General features: G+C 38.6%; 16 protein-coding genes. 14 read left to right on the top strand and 2 right to left on the bottom strand.

Annotated elements, in window-relative coordinates; genetic code table 11:
* Positions 1 to 174: 174 nt before the first annotated feature.
* The 14 genes from RR876_RS05745 to gltS all read left to right on the top strand — a co-directional run bounded on the left by RR876_RS05745 (position 175) and on the right by gltS (position 19,755).
* Entirely contained in the window at positions 175 to 2,928 is a 2,754-nt protein-coding gene (locus RR876_RS05745; protein WP_332476779.1) for a BamA/TamA family outer membrane protein, read from the top strand.
* Positions 2,929 to 2,953: 25 nt separating this feature from the next.
* A complete protein-coding gene (locus RR876_RS05740) occupies positions 2,954 to 7,471 on the top strand; it encodes a translocation/assembly module TamB domain-containing protein (RefSeq protein ID WP_332476778.1) in 4,518 nt (1,505 codons plus the stop codon).
* Positions 7,472 to 7,677: 206 nt separating this feature from the next.
* Positions 7,678 to 7,881: a hypothetical protein gene (locus tag RR876_RS05735; protein WP_010327009.1), complete on the top strand. Its 204-nt coding sequence runs from the start codon at positions 7,678 to 7,680 to the stop codon at positions 7,879 to 7,881.
* Positions 7,882 to 8,026: 145 nt separating this feature from the next.
* A complete protein-coding gene (locus RR876_RS05730; RefSeq protein ID WP_004696513.1) occupies positions 8,027 to 8,461 on the top strand; it encodes an I78 family peptidase inhibitor in 435 nt (144 codons plus the stop codon).
* 107 nt (positions 8,462 to 8,568) lie between these two features.
* Positions 8,569 to 8,928 (top strand): hypothetical protein, encoded by a 360-nt coding sequence (locus RR876_RS05725; protein ID WP_201703034.1) that lies wholly within the window; start codon positions 8,569 to 8,571, stop codon positions 8,926 to 8,928.
* 121 nt (positions 8,929 to 9,049) lie between these two features.
* Positions 9,050 to 9,319: a hypothetical protein gene (locus RR876_RS05720; RefSeq protein ID WP_004696516.1), complete on the top strand. Its 270-nt coding sequence runs from the start codon at positions 9,050 to 9,052 to the stop codon at positions 9,317 to 9,319.
* 294 nt (positions 9,320 to 9,613) lie between these two features.
* Positions 9,614 to 12,253 carry a bifunctional aconitate hydratase 2/2-methylisocitrate dehydratase gene (locus RR876_RS05715; protein ID WP_332476777.1) on the top strand — a complete coding sequence of 880 codons (2,640 nt, stop codon included), beginning with the start codon at positions 9,614 to 9,616 and terminating at the stop codon, positions 12,251 to 12,253.
* Between the two features lie 131 nt (positions 12,254 to 12,384).
* Positions 12,385 to 13,248 carry a hypothetical protein gene (locus RR876_RS05710; RefSeq protein ID WP_332476776.1) on the top strand — a complete coding sequence of 288 codons (864 nt, stop codon included), beginning with the start codon at positions 12,385 to 12,387 and terminating at the stop codon, positions 13,246 to 13,248.
* Complete coding sequence (locus RR876_RS05705) at positions 13,235 to 14,092, top strand: hypothetical protein (RefSeq protein ID WP_332476775.1); 858 nt, start codon at positions 13,235 to 13,237, stop codon at positions 14,090 to 14,092. The genes RR876_RS05710 and RR876_RS05705 overlap by 14 nt, the downstream gene beginning before the upstream one ends.
* Before the next feature lies 1 nt (position 14,093).
* On the top strand, positions 14,094 to 14,930 hold the full coding sequence (locus tag RR876_RS05700) for a hypothetical protein (RefSeq protein WP_332476774.1): 837 nt from the start codon (positions 14,094 to 14,096) through the stop codon (positions 14,928 to 14,930).
* A complete protein-coding gene (locus RR876_RS05695) occupies positions 14,923 to 15,456 on the top strand; it encodes a hypothetical protein (RefSeq protein ID WP_332476773.1) in 534 nt (177 codons plus the stop codon). The genes RR876_RS05700 and RR876_RS05695 overlap by 8 nt, the downstream gene beginning before the upstream one ends.
* An 18-nt stretch (positions 15,457 to 15,474) precedes the next feature.
* Positions 15,475 to 15,690 carry a hypothetical protein gene (locus tag RR876_RS05690; protein ID WP_332476772.1) on the top strand — a complete coding sequence of 72 codons (216 nt, stop codon included), beginning with the start codon at positions 15,475 to 15,477 and terminating at the stop codon, positions 15,688 to 15,690.
* A gap of 416 nt (positions 15,691 to 16,106) precedes the next feature.
* Complete coding sequence (locus RR876_RS05685; RefSeq protein WP_332476771.1) at positions 16,107 to 18,329, top strand: TonB-dependent siderophore receptor; 2,223 nt, start codon at positions 16,107 to 16,109, stop codon at positions 18,327 to 18,329.
* A gap of 202 nt (positions 18,330 to 18,531) precedes the next feature.
* Entirely contained in the window at positions 18,532 to 19,755 is a 1,224-nt protein-coding gene (gene gltS / locus RR876_RS05680; RefSeq protein WP_332476770.1) for a sodium/glutamate symporter, read from the top strand.
* A gap of 234 nt (positions 19,756 to 19,989) precedes the next feature.
* On the opposite strand, the gene RR876_RS05675 is transcribed toward gltS, so the two are convergent.
* Together RR876_RS05675 and RR876_RS05670 are read right to left on the bottom strand one after the other, a co-directional pair.
* A complete protein-coding gene (locus RR876_RS05675; RefSeq protein WP_151836540.1) occupies positions 19,990 to 20,475 on the bottom strand; it encodes an Lrp/AsnC family transcriptional regulator in 486 nt (161 codons plus the stop codon).
* Between the two features lie 216 nt (positions 20,476 to 20,691).
* Positions 20,692 to 22,056, bottom strand: a complete 1,365-nt coding sequence (locus tag RR876_RS05670; RefSeq protein WP_279043120.1) for an amino acid permease — start codon at positions 22,054 to 22,056, stop codon at positions 20,692 to 20,694.
* Between the last annotated feature and the right edge of the window lie 23 nt (positions 22,057 to 22,079).

Here is a 22,079-nt window from a genome sequence, read left to right as displayed (position 1 = left end):
TTTTTGCACTGCATTAAGTTTTATTAAGAAATGTGACTAATTGCTCAAACGTTCAATAAAATCATGTAAGATATTTAAAACCTGAAATTGGGTAAAATAATCAATAGATTTCAGTTCTTTTGTGACAATTCATTAGAGCAAATCCATAACGATTAAATAAATTTAGAGTTTTCTATGCTTGCCAAAACACAATTTAAAAAGTCGACTCTTTCATTGAGTATGAATTCTTTCATACCATGGCATCATAACAATAAATATTTGTGTCTGAGTATCTTTTTAACGCTTTTGTCACAAGCCACTTTGGCTGAAACGCCCGTTGCGATTGAACTAAGTAACGCACAAATCGAGCCACAAATTTCTACGCAATTCACTGAAGACATTAAAAAAGAAGCGATTCGTCAAGGTATGAGCAGCGCTGACGAATTAAAAAAAGTTGAAAATTCTGTAGTTCAGCCTAGCGTTCCAGACAGTATGCAAATGTTGCAACAGCAACAGGCGGCTTTAAAAAATTTACCTGAATTTGCACCGATTGAGTTTGAAGATCTTGAGGACTTGCCAACTGTGCAAGTTGATCAAGGCATGGCCAATGATATTTATCAGGTGGCTGAGCAAGCGAAAGCAGAAGCCCAAGCTTACCGTAGCGGTCAAACGACCGAGTTGGTGGTGAGTGATGCCACTCAGCAGGAAATGGCAGAAATTAATCAAGCTCCAGTCAATGTTGATCAACTGATGCAAAGCATTCAAGCAGACAGTAAAATTTCTGTAGAAGCCAACACGCAAGGAAATACCTTAGATTTTGGCATGAGTGCTGAAGAGCAAATTGCAAAAGAACCTAATTTCTTTAAGCGCATGCTTTATAAAATTCGACCACCAAGAGAACTGGATACTGCAAAAGTGCCGCGGATCAGTGCGGATGTCGAAATCATCAATGCGAAATATGAAGGTGAAATATCCAATAAAGCGTATCAGGCCGCTTTGGTTAATTTAAAAGAAAATATCAAAGGCAAAATTTCTAGCTTTACCGAAGAGTCTTTTGAAGACTTTCCTTCGGCATTGCCACAATTGCGTTCACTTTCAAACCAAGCCGCACAAGCTGTCGGTTTTTATAATGCTGAGTTTAAGTTTGAAAAAACCAGCAGCAACCGTGTGCGCATTCAGGTGGTACCGAATACCCCTGTGCGGATTGAAGAACAAAACATCGAATTTAGTGGTGCAGGTCAGTACTTGCCGCAGTTCCAAGTGATTAAAGTCTTACCTGAACAAGACGTCGGTGATGTATTGCACCACGGTTTATACGAGTCGACCAAATCACGAATTAATGAAGCGGCCAGCAATAACGGTTTCTTTGATAGTTACTGGCGCTTACATGATGTGAAAGTTGAACAGCCGCAAAATACGGCAGACATTAACTTACGTTATGAAACAGGTGAGCGCTATAAACTCGGCAATGTTGAGTTTGTGATGAGTGACCCAAGCAAACCACTGCCTATTGATTTAGATGTTTTGCAAAGTTTAGTGACTTGGGAGCCTGGGGCGGACTATACCTTTTGGCGTGTTAATGGTTTGGCCAATAATTTAACTAACTCACGTTACTTTAACTACAGCTTGGTAGATGCCGTTCGACCTGATCCTGTTGAAAGAATTCGTGAGTTACCACCTGATTTACAGCAGTTGGTCGATGAACAACAACTTTCGCGTCAAGATGCTTTGGTTCAAGATAAACAGGAAGTTGTTTCAAGCCGTGAAGTGACACAGTCTGTTGTGAGTGAAGCACAGTTCGCAGGGGTTAATGATCCCGAGCAGAATAAGGCTCAAGCAGCGCTTCGCACCGCACAAGAAACCAAAGAAAGTGAAGAAGAGCGCTTAAAACTTGAAGCTCGGGAAACAAAAGTGATTCCTGTTAAAGTCACTTTGAACGCAGACCAGTTAAATAGTGTGGAAGTCGGTGCAGGTTACGGTAGTGACTCAGGTGCTCGTTTACGTACACAGTACCGCCGTGCGATTGTGAACCAGCGTGGTCACTCTTTTGATGCCAACTTAGAACTTTCAGAAATTCGACAGGCTATTGATGGTCGCTATAATATTCCCTATAAGCATCCACTAAATGATTATATCAGTCTCGTAGGTGGTTATGAGCGTGAAGAACGAGATGACATCGGACAAGGCGTAAACTTGCTTACTGAATCTGCTGTTGCAGGGGCTGACCGTGTCATTAAAAATCCAATGGGAAATTGGCAACATACCTATGGGGTACGTTACCGTTTAGATCGATTGACGCAAAAGGGTTCTGCGAATGTAGATGATTTGCCGGATGCATTTATTGCAAATAATGACCCTGAGCAAGAATCGCTTTTATTGGGCTATGAAATTTCTAGAATCGATAGTGATAAGCGTGTAAACCCAAGTAAGGGAATTAAACAAACTTATAAAATTGAACTGGGAAGCGAAAGCCTACTTTCAGATGCCGATATGGCCATCGTAAATGCGGGTTGGCGCTTTATCTATTCCTTGGGGGAAAATGACAACCACCAATTTGTCGGACGTGGTGATCTCGGTTATATCTTTACCTCAGACTTTAACAAAGTACCTTATAACTTACGTTATTTCACGGGTGGAGACCAAGGCATTCGTGGTTTTGACTATAAGAGTTTGTCACCTGTGGTCGATGGTTTTAAAGTGGGTGGTCAGGCCTTAGCTGTCGGCTCCATGGAATACAATTACCAGTTTAAAGAAGGCTGGCGTGCAGCAGTATTCAGCGACTTTGGTAATGCTTATGATACCGATTTTAGCAATGACACCGAATACAGTGTCGGTCTTGGTGTGCGCTGGGCATCACCGATAGGCCCGATCCGGATTGATGTCGCTTCAGGTATTTCTGATGATAGTCATCCGATACGTGTGCATTTCTTTATTGGCTCATTATTATAATATTTAACACTTTTTTGGGAAGACTATGGCTGAAGTAGAACAGCAGCAAGAACCAACACCACCTGCGCCGCTCATCAAGCAGCGACGTATTTTTAGAAGTGTCATTTTGACGCTGTTGTTGACGCTCATCTTGTTGGTGATATCGCTTGCGGTCATGTTCTCTACCGATAAAGGCAGTAAGTTCTTACTTGACCAAGTTTTACAACGCCAGCAGATTATCCAATATGAGTATGAAGGTGGTAATCTGTGGAAAGGTATTATCCTTAAAAATGTGGTGGTCACCTTAAAGCCTGTCGATGTCAAAATTGACCGTGCTGATGTAAGTTTGGGTTGGCGCGCTATCTTAGATAAAGAGATTCATCTACGTAAAGCCGATGTACGCAATTTGCGCATCATTACCAAAGGTGAACCGAGTGATGAACCATTTAAGTTCAGCGAAATTAAATTACCTTTTGTTTTACGTTTAGATACCGCAGATGTTGATCATTTAAATATCCGTACCGCATCCGATGCCGAAGTTAACTTTTATGATGTGCATTTAAGTAATGCCCTCTGGTCGGGGACGGAGCTTGAGTTTGAAGACTCTAGTATGGACATGGGCTATTTAGCAGTTCGTAAAGCAACTGGGAAAATGAAATTCTCAGGGAAATATCCCCTTGAAGCGACTGCAATTGCAAACTTACCAGCACTGCGTGATAGTTTAAATGTGCATGATATTGCGGTACATGCAACGGGAACACTCGATACCATTCAAGCGGGTATTGCAACACGGACGCCTGACCTGTTGACGGGTTGGGTCATTTTGCATCCTGTACGTGAACATGTGCCGATGCAAGGTCAGCTCAAATTTAATCATTACAACTTACCGCTTCTGACTGATTACAAACTATATGCTGAAAAAGGAGTTGCTAAATTTTCAGGTGATATTCAGCGTTTAAATATCGACTTAAACACAGATCTAAGTGGTAAAGACATTCCTAAAGGTCAATATACCGCTTTGATGCATACCGATTTGGTTCATCAACTTGATATTGATAACTTAAATGCTCGGTTAATGAAAGGTTCGGTCAATCTAGGTGGTGTGGTGAGTTGGAAAGACCATGTCACATGGGATGTACAAGGTCGTTTAGATAAAATCAATCCTAAAGACGATATACTGCCACAAGTGGTTTCTGACTTTCTACCACCAAGTTTGGATGCAAAAATTGCATCTAAAGGCACACTTGAAAAGGGTTTACACTTAACCGCAGATCTAGACTTTGATCGTTATGAAGCATGGCATCTCGCACTAGACCAAAACCCAGAGAAAAATAACAAAGTCCAGCCAATGTTGATGGATGTCTCTTGGAAAAATATTGACCGCGCCGTGCCTTATATCGGTTGGTTAAGTAGTGCTTCAGGGGATGTAAAACTGGCGTTGGTTGAAGGTCAGCAAGATATTCATGTTGCTACGGTTGTGAGTAAACACGAAAAAGCAACGTTACCTGCGGGTAATTACCTCGCACAGTTAAATTTTAAAAATAATAATTTAAATGTGCCGAGTTTTAGTTATGTGGCAGGCAAGGGAAGCTTAAGTGGTAATGCGGTGGTTGAGCTGCCTGATGAGAAACGTCAACTGAAGTGGAAAGCCGTTTTAAACGCGAAAGATTTTAACCCGCAAATGGTGGCAGAAGCTTCACCGGTTAATCTATTGAACGGAAAGCTACAAGCAAGTGGCTATGCCAAACCGAATCAGCAAATCATTCAGCTACAGGGCATTGATCTGACTGGAAAAATGGTGGGCAATAATGAAACGGTTCACTTAACGGGTAAGTCAACAGCGGCACTCCTGTTTAATGATGAAAAAGCTGGTGGTGCTTTCAAAGGCTATGCAGTGAACTATGATGGCGCTTTAAAAGCCAGCCAGTTTGAAGCCAGTCAGGGCAGGTTAAACCTAAAACTTTCAGGAACGCCTGAATTTATTAAAGTAACTGAGTTGAAACACAATGGTGTGGCAGGTCAAATTAATGCCAGTGGTTTGGTGCATTTTATTCACGGTATCACTTGGGATGTGAATGCAGCATTCATTCGTTTTAAACCACAATATTTTGCATCTAGTGTTAAAGGCGAATTGTCTGGTGTAGTGAAAACTAAAGGTACATGGTCGGATGCTTTAAAACGCATTAACATTGAGAGCTTAAACCTCGCAGGTACGCTGAACAATAAACCAGTCCGTGGCACAGGTAATTTAGCTTTGGTGCTCAACTCCAGCGAAAAGGGTTTTTTACCGCAACAGTTTGAAGCGAATAATCTACTGTTGGCTTATGCCAAAAACCAAGTACAAGCGACGGGTAATGCACAAAACCTAAGACTAAATATTAATGCGCCTGCGCTGTATGAAATTTATGCGGGTTTGCGTGGTCGTGCCTACGGCTATTTAAATATCCAATCTCAACCACGCTTAAGGGCGACGGCAAACTTAGCAGTGGATAATTTTGGCTTTAAAGATCTGATTGATATGCGTAAATTACGCATTGTCGGGCAGTTACCGACATCGGAAACAACGCCGTCATTATTGACTGCAAAAATGGAAAGCTTAAGAAGTGGTAATCGTGAAATTCAACAAGGTGAAATTTCACTGGCTGGTATTCGCAAAGCTCATTTATTAAAAGTTTCTGCACAAAATGAAAAGTCGAAATTTTATGTGCAATTGGCAGGTGGTTTTAATGCGCAAAATGATTGGTTAGGTCAGATCCAAAAAGGTGATTTTGACTCTTTACGTGCACGTTTGGTACAGCGCCAAAGTGCAGCAGTTGTCTATAACAGTGCTAAAGCAGATTTGTTGATTGGTGCGCATTGTTGGATGAGTCAACAAAGTCAGTTGTGTTTTGACCAGCCGATTCGTGTGAGTAAAACACGTGGCAATATTTCATTCTTGACTCAAAACCTTGACCTAAACGACTTTGCTGCCTTTATGCCTGAAGGATTAGCAATTACAGGTAAATTAAATGGACATGCTAAAGCGGTTTGGGCACAAGGGTCTAAACCCAAAATTGATGCGCGTTTAGTCACCCGAGATGGTGTGATTGGCTTGGCGGCGGATGACCCACAAGATATGGGTTCAACCTTAAAATATGAACAAGTGGCTTTGGTTGCCAAAAGCATCGCGGAAGGTTTACAAATCCGTTTGGATGTCAAAACACCTGAAATTGGTGTGGGCTATGCCAATGTGGTTATTGATCCGTATCGGGACAGCATGCCTATGCGCGGTGAAATTGCATTTGATCAGGTGCAACTCAAAGTCTTTAAACCTTTCATTGCAGATGTACGTTCGATGGGCGGAACAATTTCGTATGCAGGTAAGATTAATGGAACGCTAAAAGCACCACTACTTACAGGCGATGTCCGTCTGAAAGACGGTTCGATTAGTATGATTTCACTGCCAGTCAATTTGACCAATATTCAGCTGTATTCGGCTATACGCCAAGACCAAGCCACCATCAATGGTGCTTTTAACAGTGGTCGTGGGGTGGGCACACTTACAGGGACGGTAGATTGGAAAAATGATCCACGCATTCAGCTTCAGTTGAATGGAGAAAATTTACTGATTCGCCAAGCGCCATTAATTACCGCGCTAGTGACACCAAAAATCACACTGGATGTTTTACCGTTGAGTAAGAAATTAACCTTAAATGGTGAAATTCAAGTTCCTCGTGCGCTTATTTCCATGCCTGAAGCGTCTGTACCTGTGGTGAATGTATCGTCTGATGTACGTGTGGTCAGAGAAGGTCAAAACCAATTGGCGATTTTAAATAGCGCAAAACCTTGGGATATTCGTGCCGATCTGATGGTCGGACTAGGTAATCAAGTTGTCTTCCAAGGGTTTAATAGCCGTATTCCATTGTTAGGACGTTTATATCTATCGCAGCGCGGTGCTGAAACCGCAATGCGTGCCAATGGTGCAATTGGGGTAAGTCAGAAAGTTAAAATTGAAGCTTATGGACAGAGTTTGGATTTAAACCGTGCCATAGCGCGTTTTAATGGTGTGTTGAGCAACCCTACACTGGATGTCGATGCAAATAAAAATGTACAAGGCAGCACGGTGGGTTTCCGTGTGACGGGTACGGCAACATCACCAAATATTCAGGTCTATAACGATGCAGGGCTTTCCGAGCAAGAAGCTTTGAACGCGTTAATTACAGGCCGCATTAACGAAGGTACAAGTGGTTTAAGTCAAACTGAAGGCTTCAAGTCAGATGTCAACAACACCATTGCTGCCGCAGGGATTAGTTTAGGTTTAGGTGGGACACGCGCCTTTACTAACCAAATTGGACGTACTTTTGGGTTAAGTGGTTTAGCGTTGGATGCGCAAGGCACAGGGGATGACACACAAGTCAGTCTGACTGGTTATATTACACCTGACTTATATATCCGCTATGGCGTGGGTGTCTTTACACCAGTTAATAAACTGACTCTGCGTTATCAAATGAACAAACGTATGTACTTAGAGGCGAGTCAGTCATTAGAGCGTGCCATCGACGTCTTCTATAACTGGAAGTTCTAAAGCGAGTCTTCTGCTAAATAAAGCCTACTATTGTAGGCTTTATTTTTAGGTGTTAAAAAAGCTTAATTCGCCATTTGATAAAACTCTTTATTTGATAGATGAAGAAAACCTATGAATAACAGACACTAGATACTTAAAATCAATTAAACCATAATGAAAGTAGGTGTATAGTAAATGGACTTGCTAAATTTAGAGTGATGATCCCTATGCCGATCAATTTTGTAATACGCTTTGCAGCGATTTTATTTTCAGTTTTAATTTTAGTGGCGCTTGCTATTCAGTTTTTCTTTGATCCGCACTATACCGTGGTCTTTTGGATCTTTGCTATGCCGTTCATTTTAGGTACTCCAATTCTAGCATCTGTAGTTTTAGCGAAAAATGAAGAGCTTGATATTCACTCAGTCAATTAAAAATGACCTGAAAATATAGCCTTTCAGCATACAAAAGTCCGTCAAGTGATGGGCTTTTTTATGCAATCTTAAATTTTGCAAAACTCGCACAGTTTTTTTTAAACATATTTGCTATGTTGATCTTTTATTTAAAGAAATATTTTTTATGAAAAAAATCTTAATGCTTGGATTAATGGTTGCTGCTATTTCGGGTTGTAGTACTGCGCAAAAGAATGAAACTGAAAAGCCAACTTTAGGTATGGCTAATCCTGCCAGTACATACTGTGTTGAACAGGGTGGTAAATTAGAGATTCGAAAAGAGGCCAATGGTGAAGTAGGCTATTGCCATTTACCGAATGGCCAAGTTGTTGAAGAATGGGCGCTTTTCCGTGCTAGTCAAAGCAAATGTGTTGCCGAGCAAGCGACAGCTTTGATTGGTCAGTCAAATTTAACTGAAGCGCAGATTAAGCAAAAAACCAGTGCGAAGATGGTACGCTTAGTACAACCGGGGCAGCCTGTGACTATGGATTATCGTGAAGAACGTGTGACAGTAACAGTTGATCCGAAAACCAATAAAGTAGTTCAAGCAAGCTGCGGTTAATTTTCTAAGAATAAAAGCCCAAATTTGGGCTTTTATTCTATTTAAAGTGGGTAATGGTTCTTCATTTGAAAAAGTTTGATTATGATAGGGCGAATAGGAGAGTTGTAATGAAAAAGTTATTCGCTTTGGCTGCTGTGATTGCACTGGTGGGTTGTGCTGAGAAAAAACCGTTAACACCAGAAGAGCAATGGCATGGCTATTGTAAAAGTATTGGTAATGCAGCACGTTCAATTATGTTAGACCGTCAAAATGCCATTGAAAAAGATAAAGCGATTGAGCATGCCAATAAAGTTGAAGACGAAATGACCAAGGCATTTGCGTTAGAAATTATTGAAGATGTTTATGCTTTACCTGAGGCTGAAATTAAGTCCGATATTGAAGGTGCGCGTGAAAAAGTTCGTGTGAAATATACTGAAAAATGTATTGCAACACCGCATACTGAAATGCCAGATTACAAACCGTTCTAAGGAACGGTTTTTTATTTTTTGCATGGAACTTTTTGTGACAAAACTCTAAATCATATATATAGCAAAGCATATAAAAATAAAGAATAATAAACATAGAATAAAAAACGAGAGGAGCAGAAAAATGGAAGTTGTTGGCTATTTAAATCACGCAGATTTACTCTTGGAAGATGAAAATGGTGTGGCCGTAATTGGCGGCGGCCATTATGTCCTCAGTTTAGGTGACCATGTATACTTCAAACACGCGCTTGACCATGAACCTACACGTATTTCAGTACAAATTTCTTTTGCAAGCTCTGCTCATCAAAATTTGCATGAGGATGAAATTCAGATGAAATTTGAAGGCTGTCGTGAAAGTTTCAAACAATATATTCAAGCCACAACAGTACACTAAGGTTGAATATTTATATTGCGTAAAAAGAGGCAACATAGGTTGCCTTTTTTGTTTTTAAATGGCAGTTCAAAGTTAATGTGGAAAAAGTCCAAACGATCTGACTATATTGCCGTTTTTATGTGCAATCGACATGAACATCATTTAGTTAGAAAATAATGGGCATCACAAAGAAACACTTGTAGCGCATTAACTTTTAACTGGAATTTTAGTAAAATTAAGCAGTCCATATTATTTACGTAGCTTTAGTTAAAGCAGGAATACGTAAATAATTTTTTAAAAAAGAGGAATAACACCGTGCTAGAAGCTTACCGCCAACACGTTGCAGAACGTGCCGCACTCGGAGTCCCACCGAAGCCACTTGACGATGCTCAAACAGCTGCATTAGTTGAATTATTAAAAAACCCACCAGCTGGCGAAGAAGCATTTTTAGTTGATTTACTAGAAAACCGTGTTCCAGCGGGTGTTGACCAAGCTGCATACGTTAAAGCTGCTTTCTTAGCTGCTTTGGCAAATGGTGAAGCAACTTCACCATTAGTTTCTAAAGAACGTGCGGTTTACTTACTAGGCACTATGCTTGGTGGTTATAACGTTGCTCCTTTAGTTGCTCTTCTTGACGATGCTGCACTTGCTGAATTAGCAGCTGAAGCACTTAAGAAAACGCTTCTAGTATTTGATGCGTTCCATGACGTAGCTGATAAAGCAAAAGCGGGTAACGCGAATGCACAAGCGGTTATGCAATCTTGGGCTGACGCTGAATGGTTCACGACTCGTAAAGACGTTCCGACTGAAATCAAACTGACTGTTTTCAAAGTCACTGGCGAAACCAACACTGACGACTTGTCACCTGCGCAAGACGCATGGAGCCGTCCAGACATTCCATTGCACGCAAACGCAATGTTGAAAAACGTACGTGATGGTATTAACCCAGAAGTTCCTGGTGAAGTTGGTCCACTCAACCAAATCAAAGACTTAATCGCGAAAGGCAACCAAGTTGCTTACGTAGGTGACGTTGTTGGTACTGGTTCAAGCCGTAAATCAGCAACTAACTCTGTACTTTGGTTCTTCGGTGACGACATTGCGCACATCCCGAACAAAAAAGACGGTGGTTACTGCTTAGGTTCTAAAATCGCTCCGATTTTCTTCAACACAATGGAAGATGCTGGCGCGTTGCCAATCGAGATTGATGTTGCAAACATGAACATGGGCGATGAAATCGTTCTTAACATTGATCATGCTGCTGCAAAAGTTACTGCAACTAAAGACGGCGCAGTAATTGCTGAAGCTGAACTTAAAACTCCAGTTCTTCTAGACGAAGTACGTGCGGGTGGTCGTATCAACTTAATCGTTGGTCGTGGTTTGACGACTAAAGCACGTGAAGCTTTAGGTCTTGCTCCATCTACTTTATTCCGTACTCCAGTTCAACCTGCTGCTACTGGCAAAGGTTTCACTCAAGCACAGAAAATGGTTGGTCGCGCATGTGGTCTTCCTGAAGGTCAAGGCGTACTTCCAGGCACTTACTGTGAACCTAAGATGACGACTGTTGGTTCGCAAGATACCACAGGTCCAATGACACGTGACGAATTGAAAGACTTGGCTTGCCTAGGTTTCTCTGCTGACCTTGTTATGCAATCTTTCTGTCATACCGCTGCGTATCCAAAACCAGTTGACGTTCAAATGCAACACTCGCTTCCTGATTTCATCATGAACCGTGGCGGTGTATCTTTACGTCCAGGTGACGGTATTATTCACTCTTGGTTAAACCGTATGCTTCTTCCAGATACAGTTGGTACTGGTGGTGACTCACATACTCGTTTCCCAATTGGTATTTCTTTCCCAGCAGGTTCTGGTCTTGTAGCATTTGCTGCTGCGACTGGTGTTATGCCATTAGACATGCCTGAATCTGTACTTGTTAAGTTCAAAGGTAAAATGCAACCTGGTATCACACTACGTGACCTTGTACATGCAATTCCTTACGTTGCGATTCAGCAAGGTGACTTAACTGTAGAGAAGAAAGGCAAGAAAAACATCTTCTCTGGTCGTATCCTTGAGATCGACTTAACAGAAATGGAAACAGACCTTACTGTTGAGCAAGCATTCGAACTTTCTGATGCATCTGCTGAACGTTCTGCTGCTGGTTGTTCTATCACGCTTTCTGAAGAGAAAGTTGCTGAATACCTGAAATCAAACATCACAATGTTGAAGTGGATGATTTCTGAAGGTTATGGCGATGCGCGTACTATGGCTCGTCGTGTAGAGAACATGGAAAAATGGTTAGCGAACCCATCACTTCTTAAAGCTGATGCTGATGCTGAATACACGAAAGTGTATGAAATTGACCTTGCGACAATTACTGAACCAGTTCTTTGCTGCCCGAATGACCCAGATGATGCGAAATTGCTTTCTGACGTTCAAGGCGTGAAAATTGACGAAGTATTTGTTGGTTCATGTATGACAAACATCGGTCACTTCCGCGCAACTGGTAAGTTGTTAGAGAAAGTTCCTGGTGGCGTACTTTCAACTCGTTTGTGGATTGCTCCACCTACGCGTATGGACGAACGTCAATTGATGGAAGAAGGTTTCTACAATACTTATGGTAAAGCTGGCGCACGTACTGAAATGCCAGGTTGTTCATTATGTATGGGTAACCAAGCACGTGTAGCACCGAACACTACTTGTGTATCGACTTCTACTCGTAACTTCCCTAACCGTTTAGGTCAAGGTGCGAACGTTTACTTAGCATCTGCTGAACTTGCATCTGTTGCTGCTGTACTTGGTAAACTACCAACTCCAGAAGAATACCAACAGTATGCAGCTCAAATTGATAGCATGTCTGCTGACATCTACCAATACTTAAGCTTCGACAAAATGGGCGACTATACTGACGCTGCTGCGAATGTTGATACGAAGAAAATTGCTGCTGCTCAGTTGACTTAATGAGCTAGGACTAAGAAAAGCCGAAAGGTTTTTCCCTATCGACAGAGTAAATCTATGATTTACTTTGTAAATTAGGCAAAAAGTAGTATAAAATAAAGGCTGATTAATCAGCCTTTATTTTTGTCTATATAATGAGTGAAATTTTAAAAAAGAAAATAATAGATATATTGCATATACAAGGGAAGCCTTTAAGTGTGTATGAGTTAGCTTTTTATTTTGAAAAACAAGATGTAAAAGAGCTTCAATCTAAAATAAAAAATCACATTGATTTATATGGTGAAAATAGTATTTTTTTTCATGCTGGCAATAGAAAATATGGCTTAAGAGAGTGGCTTTGTAAAACAAATGAATATAATGAAGTACTTACGAGCGCTATTGGAAAAGTAAATCCTTTAGAAGAGATTATTGCTGTATTTGAAAACAAATATTTAAGCAAATATATAAATTCGGAAATATTTACACCGACTAATTTCACAAGTGAAGATTTTAAAGAAAATATTATACCTTTGGAAAGAAAATTAGCAGAGCTAAATACTGAGCTGATTCAATTAGTTTCTTGCTTCGTTTTACGATATGAAAATACAATAGCAAGCTTTTATAAAACAAAGTATCAACCAGAAAAAAGGTTAAACTCTGAAAAAAAATGTGTAAATTTCGGAGGTCATATTGCATATGAAGAATTTTTCAGTTTATTTGATGCTTTAGATCCTAATTCTTTTTCTCCATTTGTTATAAGGGAGCTTTTAGAAGAAGTTAATATTGCTACAGAAGTATATGTGAAGCAAATTGGTTTGCTACATGATAAATCTACAGAAATAGGTAGACAACATTTAGGGTTAGTATACGAAGTAGGTTTAAAAAATAGAAATATTTCTATTAAAGAACAAAAGCTTTTTAAAGAATTGAAATTTGAGTCAATTAAGGAATTAAATTTGCAGTTAGATGCTTTTGATTCTTGGTCTATAGAGATTGTAAAATATTATGCAAATATTTAATGAACTAACAAATCTTGGCACTACGGGTTCACTATTAGCTAATTTAATATGGATACCTATAGTTGGTGGGGTTTTATATTTCAAGAAAAAAATAGAGAAAAAATATGGTAGCAGTTTAAGTTATTTATTTAATTCCATTTTTCTTAATAAAAATATATTTTTTGTTGCAATAATCATTCTAATATTTGTAAATATTATTCAGTATCAGGCAGAAGCAATTTTTTGGTTATTTTATACTAATTGTTCTTTTTTATTATTTATATGGTTTGCTATTTATCAACTTAATGCTGCTGGGGTTTATGGGGCAGATGAAAAAATAAAAAATGGATTAGATTATTTAACAATTTTAAAACTCACAAAAGATGACTTTAAATTTATTGGGACAGGTGCAAGTAAGCTTACAGAAAATAAGGAAGCATTTAAGGATTGTATAAGAAGAGTCAATAGTGCTGGAAAAATACCAAAATTTATTTTATGTGATGAGAATAGTATTGCATTAGAAAAATTAGCTCAACAGGCGAATATATCAAAAGATGACTACAAGAAAAATGTTAGAAACTCGAGAGAATTATTAGAAACACTTAAAGAAGAAGGGTTAAAAATAGAAATTAGAAAATATAATGTTGGTGAAATTTCCTTAATGCCAATATTTCGCTTAACATTGATTAATGGGAATTTTTCAGTTGTAAGTTATTCTTTATTTAATGATCCTAAACATAAAGGTGAAGAGTTATCTCAAGTACACTTATGTGATTCAAAAAATTCTAGAGGATATTCAGTGTCTCTATATCATGGTTTTGAAAAATATTTTGATAATTTGTGGAATGAGTTAGGCGATAAATAATATGGATTTTGGGTGTTCTAAAAAGATAACTTATAATGAATCATTAGAGTATTTTGATTCAGATTTTTCATATATTTTGTCAAATAACGGGAAATTTAGTGATTATATTGCAACAACAGACCTTATTTTTAATAACGATTTAATTAATTCAAAAGATTTCATAGATATTTCATTTCAGCATGCTAATAATGATTTGCTCTGTTCAGGTGTTCAAGCTGAATGTGCCACTATGAATTTATCTTTGCCTTACGAATTTGATATTATTGAACGTAAATATATTATTGATTTTATCAAAGATTATCTTTTAGAAAAAAATGTTAAGTTAATAAATGCTCATACAATAGTAGGTAATGAATTTTTTATATCTTGGACGTTAATTTCTAAGAAAAATAAAGAAGTAGAAGCCCCATGTTTTTTAGAGAAGAATATTTTTCTATCAAAACCACTTGGTGCATCTTCATCACTTAATACTGAAATTATGAAAAAGAGTAATAATTTTGTATTAAAATATATTGATGATATTGAATATATGACAGATATATCTGGATATGGGTTGTATAATGAACTAAATTTATTAAATAAAATATATGGAATTAAATTTAATATTTTTAAAAGCAATATAGAAAATATATTTTTTAATTATGAAAGTGATTGTTCAATTGTAAGAAATTTAGATACAATACGAAGTAATTTAAATGATGTAGATAAGAAAATATTATTTTCTAGTGAGTTTAATGGTCCATTATTAATATTTTCTGATCTTCATGATATAAAAGATTGCAAATATATAGGTAATGTCTCACAACATATTTCAGGAGATTGGTTTAATTATGAATGAAGCTTGTATTCATGGTAGGTTTCAACCATTTCACTTAGAGCATTTACAATATTTTTTAAAAGCTTTTGAGAAATATGATTTTCTGTATATAGGTATTACCAAACCGAATATCGATAATTTATCTAAGACAGATTTTCATGATAAAACATATAGAGATGATCCAGGGAATAATATTTTTACTTATGATCAGCGTTGTAAAATTATTGAATACTCTTTAGTGGAGAAAGGGATTAGCAGAAATAGATTTAGTTTTTTACCTTTTGATATTGATCAGATTGAAACAATAACATTACCTAAGAATATTATTTGTGTATCGAATATTGTTGAAGCATGGAATGAACATAAACTTGATAAATTAAAAAATTCTGGGTATCAAGTTGATATTCTTTATAAAAATTTACTAGTTGATAAGATGTCATCAACAAAAATTCGTGAATTAATCAAAGGAAAAGATAACTCTTGGAAACAACATATTCCAAATGGAGCTATAACTATTATTGAAGAGATATTGAAGATACATAAATAGAATAAAGGTTTTGATCAAATGCCCAAACAATCCCGATTCCTCTGTATTGGTGGTTTCCTCAACGGAACTCAGGTTAAAGAACAAGGCGATAGCTTTATCTGTGTTGAAAACTCTAAAAAAGTGACCTATCGAAAAATGGAGATTTTCCATCAAGACTCGTGGGATCAAGACTACTATGTGTGTGAAACTACGACAGACCAACAAGCCAAAAACTGGGTCTATGACATCGAGTAAGTCCTCGACAAGACCATGAGTTAAAAATAGACCAAAATACACTTGGCCTATTTTTTTGTTGTCATATTTATAATTATAAAAAATTAGAGCATTATAAATATCGATTGTTTGTTTTTCACCCGGTTTTTCTGTGAAAAGGAACGTATATCTACAATACAAATATCTTAAATCTAAATTAAAGATGTACTTGCTAATGATAATTAGTATCACTTGTATTACTTTTTGTTTATAATTTTTCGAAATGGATTGATATGTAATGACTCAAACCACTGAGATGTTCGAAAAGGATTTTACGAATCTTAGTACTTGTGATGCTACAAAGGTGATTGTTTTACTGAAGCATAGTAGGCACGTGCGCACTTTAAAATTATCAATTCATTGTCTTATTTTTTCTCATTAGCTGTGAATATCCTGATATGTTTAAACGTCCGTTGTCTACGCAAAAGCCACTCTATTTGGCGATGCAAATCATTTTCCTGTCTTCAACTGCCATGCTGTCTATAACACACGCAAACACCGTGGAAGTGGATGAGGCGAATGCAACCTCTCAGCCAAATGCACAGTTGGCGACCATTACCCTTACAGCCCAAGATAAAACAGCAGTTACTGAAAATACTGGTAGCTATACGACCAGCAGCACAAATACAGCAACCAAGTTAAATTTATCCCTGCGTGAAACCCCACAAACAGTCAAAGTCTATACCCGTGAATATTTGGATGATCGCAATATTGAGTCCTTCCAAGATTTACTCAATAACATCACAGGTGTGTCGACTACACGTACGGATGAACGACAGAGTGCATTCGCCCGTGGTTTTCAAATTGACTATTACTTAGTTGATGGTATGCCAAGCAACTTAACTTTAGGCGCTGGTGATCCAGACCTCAGTATTTATGACCGTGTCGAAGTCGTAAAGGGTGCCAATGGTTTAATGACAGGAGCAGGTAGTCCTGCTATGGCTCTGAATTTGATTCGTAAACGTGCAAACGCAAAAGAGTTTACTGGAAAGGTCGAAGCATCGGTAGGTTCGTGGGATAGTTACTCAAGCTCGGCAGATTTGTCAGCACCTTTAAACAGTGATGGTTCACTTCGTGGGCGCGTTTTTGCAAAACATTCTGATGAAAAATCATTTATGGATTTTTATGAAAAAGAGCGCAATGTTGCCTACGGTGCAATTGACTATGATCTTAGCGATAAAACCTCACTATCTTTGGCTGCCTCTTATCAAGAATTAAACCGAGATGGAGTACGCTGGGGTGGCTTACCCGCATTTTATACCGATGGCACAAAAACCAATTTTGACCGATCATCGATTGTGAGTTCGGATTGGACATTTTGGGATGTAAAGTCCACAGGACTTTTTGCGAACCTAAAGCAAAACTTATTTAATGATGTTGATTTAAATGTTGCGTACTCATACCGTCGAGATGATACCGATAGTTTTATTTTCTATACCGCAGGGCAAGTGACTAAAGCAACGAATACGATTCCAATTGAAAATGCTTCGGTATATCGCGACCAAAAGAGGAATGATGAAAATAATGTCGATGTTTATATTACTGCACCATTTACCCTTGCAGGGCGAAATCAGGAAATAGTTTTAGGTGGCTCTTGGAATAAAGCCCAGCTCAAGAAAAATACTTATGGGCAGACCTTTGTTCCAAATAACCCTGCGTTAACTAAGCAAAATTTAATCGATTTGTTAGGGCAAGATGTAATTGATTTTAATCACATGAATACGCGTTTGATTGGCTCACTAGAAATGGATAAAACCAATCCATTGAATTCAACCACGCAAACCGCTGGATATATTTCAGGTAAATTCCACATTTTAGATCCATTAAAAGCAGTTGCAGGTTTACGTGTTTCAAATTGGGAATATAAGTCAGAAACGCGCACAACGGATCGTAAATTTGAAAATCAATTAACCCCTTATGCAGGCCTTATTTTTGATTTTGCACCGAACTATTCATGGTATGCAAGCTATACCAGTATTTTCAAACCGCAAACAAATAAAGATCAGTCTGGTGACTATTTAGATCCAATTGAAGGCAAAAGCTACGAAACTGGCATAAAGGGTGAGTTTGTAGATGGTCGATTGAATGCAGGTCTTGCTGTATTTCGTATTCAGCAAGACAATCTGGCACAACTTCTACTAAATGCAAAGGGTGAAAATATTAAAGTTGATGGTACGGCTGAAAACGCATACTTCGGCGCTAGTGGTGTGGAAAGTAAAGGGGTCGAGTTAAATATTGATGGTGAAATCAATGATAACTGGGGGCTTAGCTTTGGGGTGGCTAACTTTAGTGCTAAAGATGCCAAAGGATATGATGTCAACACAACAAACTCACGAACTACGTCTGACTTATTTGTTAAATATAAAAATGAAGCATGGTATGCGGGTGCAGGTTTAAACTATTACAGTAAAATTTATGCAGTTGCAGGGAAAACACGTATTGAACGAGATGATTTATATCTTGCCAATGCAATGCTAGGTTATAAGTTTGATCAAAACTTTAGTACGCAAATAAATATAAATAATATTTTTGATGAAAAATATTATGAAGGTATTGGCGCAAATTCTATGTCATGGGGTGAGCCAAGAAATGCAACATTAAGCTTTAATTATAAATTCTAATTTTAAAGTTACGCTGCTGTAAAAACAAAAAGACCCAGCTGGGTCTTTTTGTTTTTAAGATGATGTATTCTTAAAATACTGAGCTCAGTTTTAAAACATCATGTAATCTAAAGCATAGAAATTGTACATTGAGAAACTTTAATCTGTTCATCACTGACTTATCTGTTTTAGAATTAATGCAATAAGCATCATTGGATATCTCATGAATTATCAATTCGATGCATTTATGACTATTGTTGCAGCAGTTGCTGTGCTATTGGTCGGTTATGTATGTGTGAATAAAGTCAGTATTTTAAAAAAATATAACATTCCCGAACCTGTTGCCGGTGGGATGGTTGCAGCTGTTATCACTTATATCTTGTTTAAAAGTTCAAACATAACGGTCAACTTTGATACCAATATTCAGCAAATTTTTATGCTGATGTTCTTCACCTCTGTGGGGTTAAGTGCAAGCTTGGTTAAACTCAAAGAAGGCGGGAAGTCGCTGCTTGTATTTTTGGTCTGCGTTATTGTATTTGTCCTGCTGCAAAATGTGGTTGGTATTAGTCTTGCAAAAGTTTTAGGTCTAGACCCACTGATTGGCTTAATTACAGGTTCGGTCACACTCACAGGTGGTCATGGGACAGCAGGTGCATGGGGCACGATATTTGAACAAGAACACGGTGTGCAGGGCGCGATTGTACTGGGTATGGCAAGTGCAACATTTGGTTTGGTCATTGGTGGAATGATGGGCGGGCCTGTAGCTAAATTTCTGATACGTCGCTACCAGTTGGCTGAAGAAATTCCAGCAGCAACAGGGCGTAATGAAGCACCGCCTTCAGCGCAAACGGCCCCATTTGAATTTCCTGAAAAGACACGTCTGATTACGGCAGATGATGCGGTCAAAACCATGGGGATGTTTGCCATTTGTATCAGTTTTGCATACTTCATGACAGCGGTGGCTAAAGGGCAGTGGTTTGAGCTACCAAGTTTTGTTTGGGCGCTAATGTGTGGTGTGGTTTTACGTAATATTTTAGAGCATGGTTTGAAAGTTCAGGTCTTTGACCGTTGCATCGATGTATTTGGCAATGCTTCACTGGCACTGTTTTTGGCCATGGCATTGATGTCTTTGCAGCTCTGGTTGTTGGCAGATTTGGCTGGTCCTCTCGTGATTATCTTGATTGTTCAGGCACTATTTTTAGTACTTTATTTGTATTTTGTAACTTTCCGCGTGATGGGTAAGAACTACGATGCAGCGGTACTTTGTGCAGGCCAATGTGGCGTCAATTTAGGTGCGACACCTACAGCAATTGCCAATATTCAAGCGGTAACCAATACTTACGGGCCATCTCATAAAGCCTTTTTGATCATTCCGCTGACGGGTGCATTCTTTGTCGATATTGTGAATGCCTTTGTGATTCAGTTTTCGATTGGCATCTTGGGTTAATATTTTTAGAGATGATACCCTTAATAAAAAAAGCACCTTGGAGTGCTTTTTTTATTGGCTACGGTTTTATATTTGAATGATGTGCATTATCTAAAATATTAGAAATATAAAATCTACAGACATTAAAAAGCCCCATGGTTAGGGGCTAGTCGTATGCACATCTAAGGCACATACTGTAAGAGGCTCATCTCATACTGAGTGTATTAAACCACATTTACACAATATTTGCAGCAATCACTCAATCATAATTAGGTCGGATTTATTTTCGAGTTTCAAAGGACGTAAGGCAAAAATGGAGCGTGTATGACGTACACCTTTCATTGAGTATAAGTTTTTACGCAAAAAGCGTTCATAGTGTTCTGCATTTTTCACTGCAACTTTGAGTAAATAGTCGTAATCGCCAGTCACTAAATGTGCTTCAACCACTTCCGGCATGTAAGCCAGTGCTTCACTAAATTGTTCTAAGATTTCATCATCATGGCGTTCAAGCGTAATTTCAATAAAAAACAGCTCATTAATACCAATGGCTTTTGAATTAATCTTTGCTGTATAGCCTTCAATGATATTGAGATTTTCTAGGCGTTTTACACGTGTCCAGCAAGGAGAAGAAGACAGCCCAACTTTCTCAGCCAACTGGGTAACGGTCAGACGGCCATCTTGGCGAAGTTCAGACAAAATACGGCGGTCAATTTTATCTAAAACGTAGTTAGCGTCATTCATAACGTATTCCTGCGTATAATTTTCTTTATAAACTATTTTATGTGAAAATATTTCTCAATAAATGCTCAAAATAAGCAAATAAAAGAGAAACACTCTGCATCGGTCATGACTACAATAAAGTGATTGAATCAAAGTCATTTGGGAAATTGGCTTTGATTTGCAAACAGCGCCCTTAAAGGGAAGGGTGCCTTTTAACGGCGTTGTTTGCTTACTTATTTATTGTACTTTTTGTGTTTTTGATCTTTGTTTAAACCAGTAAGTTAGAGTTAGGCAGCCAATCCAAAGTGGAATCAGCATCACTGCAATTCGCATATCAGGTGTAAGCCACATCACCACTAAAATACCAAGCATAAATACAATACAGATATAGTTGCTGATAGGGTAAATCAAAGTTGGAAACAAAGTTGATTTTTGCAATGCCAGCATACGTTGCTTGAATTTTAAATGGGTCAACGCCAACATCATCCAGTTAATTACAATGGCTGAAACCACAAGACTCATCAGTAGTTTAAAGGCTTTTTCTGGGAAGATATAATTCAATACGACACACAGTAAGGTCACCAATGCAGAGCATAAAATGGCTGCATAAGGGATGCCACGCTGGTTAATTTTCTTTAAAAATTGTGGAGCATTGCCTTGTTCTGCCAGACCTAGCAGCATACGACTCGTGCCATAACTGGTGCCGTTATACACCGATATAGCTGCGGTTAAGACCACAAAATTCAGCACAGTTGCAACGCCTTGACTACCTAAGGAGTCAAAAATCAAAACAAAAGGACTACCGCCTTCTGCGATTTGATTCCATGGAAACAACGAGAGCAGAACGATGATCGTAAGCACATAAAACAGCAACACACGATAGACAATTTGATTGACTGCTTTAGGAATGGTCGTGGTCGGATTTTTAGTTTCCGCAGCAGCAATACCAACGAGCTCAATCCCGCCAAAGGAAAACATAATGATGGCCATCGCCATGATTAAGCCTGAAATCCCGTTGGGAAAGAAACCGCCTAGAGCCCAGAGGTTTGAAATAGAAGCATGTGCACCACCGTGACCACTTGCCAGTAACCAAGCGCCATATCCAATCATACCAATGATCGCGAGAATTTTAATCATGGAGAATAAAAATTCTGTTTCACCAAAGACTTTGACATGCAGCAGGTTGATGGCATTGATCAGTACAAAGAAACCAAGCGCTGAAATCCATGTGGGAATTTCAGGCCACCAATACTGGACATAGAGGCCGATGGCACTGAGTTCCGCCATGCAGACCAAGACATTGAGCACCCAATAGTTCCAACCCGACATAAAGCCCGCAAAAGGGCTCCAAAACTTATAGGCAAAATAGCTAAAAGAGCCACTCACTGGTTCTTCTACCACCATTTCACCCAGCTGCCGCATCATGAAAAATGCAATTAAGCCCGCTAGAGCGTAGCCTAAAATAACTGAAGGGCCAGCCAGTTTAATGGTTTGCGAAATGCCTAAAAATAGACCTGTACCAATAGAGCCGCCTAAAGCAATCAGCTGAATATGGCGGTTGCTCAGCCCATGCTTAAGCTGGGGTTGCTGTTGTGCAGACATGATTCATCCATCTCTAGCACATG

This window comes from Acinetobacter sp., from assembly GCF_036666595.1.
In the GTDB taxonomy this organism is placed as follows: domain Bacteria; phylum Pseudomonadota; class Gammaproteobacteria; order Pseudomonadales; family Moraxellaceae; genus Acinetobacter.
The sequence above is the reverse complement of the archived record's forward strand: the minus strand, read 5'-3'. Positions and strand labels throughout refer to the sequence as shown.

Coding starts and splice junctions, on each gene's coding strand:
- RR876_RS05695 (WP_332476773.1), top strand. CDS start 14,923: ATGAATGAAGCTTGTATTCATGGTAGGTTTCAACCATTTCACTTAGAG.
- RR876_RS05735 (WP_010327009.1), top strand. CDS start 7,678: ATGCCGATCAATTTTGTAATACGCTTTGCAGCGATTTTATTTTCAGTT.
- RR876_RS05690 (WP_332476772.1), top strand. CDS start 15,475: ATGCCCAAACAATCCCGATTCCTCTGTATTGGTGGTTTCCTCAACGGA.
- RR876_RS05705 (WP_332476775.1), top strand. CDS start 13,235: ATGCAAATATTTAATGAACTAACAAATCTTGGCACTACGGGTTCACTA.
- RR876_RS05685 (WP_332476771.1), top strand. CDS start 16,107: ATGTTTAAACGTCCGTTGTCTACGCAAAAGCCACTCTATTTGGCGATG.
- RR876_RS05740 (WP_332476778.1), top strand. CDS start 2,954: ATGGCTGAAGTAGAACAGCAGCAAGAACCAACACCACCTGCGCCGCTC.
- RR876_RS05725 (WP_201703034.1), top strand. CDS start 8,569: ATGAAAAAGTTATTCGCTTTGGCTGCTGTGATTGCACTGGTGGGTTGT.
- gltS (WP_332476770.1), top strand. CDS start 18,532: ATGAATTATCAATTCGATGCATTTATGACTATTGTTGCAGCAGTTGCT.
- RR876_RS05730 (WP_004696513.1), top strand. CDS start 8,027: ATGAAAAAAATCTTAATGCTTGGATTAATGGTTGCTGCTATTTCGGGT.
- RR876_RS05700 (WP_332476774.1), top strand. CDS start 14,094: ATGGATTTTGGGTGTTCTAAAAAGATAACTTATAATGAATCATTAGAG.
- RR876_RS05710 (WP_332476776.1), top strand. CDS start 12,385: ATGAGTGAAATTTTAAAAAAGAAAATAATAGATATATTGCATATACAA.
- RR876_RS05745 (WP_332476779.1), top strand. CDS start 175: ATGCTTGCCAAAACACAATTTAAAAAGTCGACTCTTTCATTGAGTATG.
- RR876_RS05675 (WP_151836540.1), bottom strand. CDS start 20,475: ATGAATGACGCTAACTACGTTTTAGATAAAATTGACCGCCGTATTTTG.
- RR876_RS05720 (WP_004696516.1), top strand. CDS start 9,050: ATGGAAGTTGTTGGCTATTTAAATCACGCAGATTTACTCTTGGAAGAT.
- RR876_RS05670 (WP_279043120.1), bottom strand. CDS start 22,056: ATGTCTGCACAACAGCAACCCCAGCTTAAGCATGGGCTGAGCAACCGC.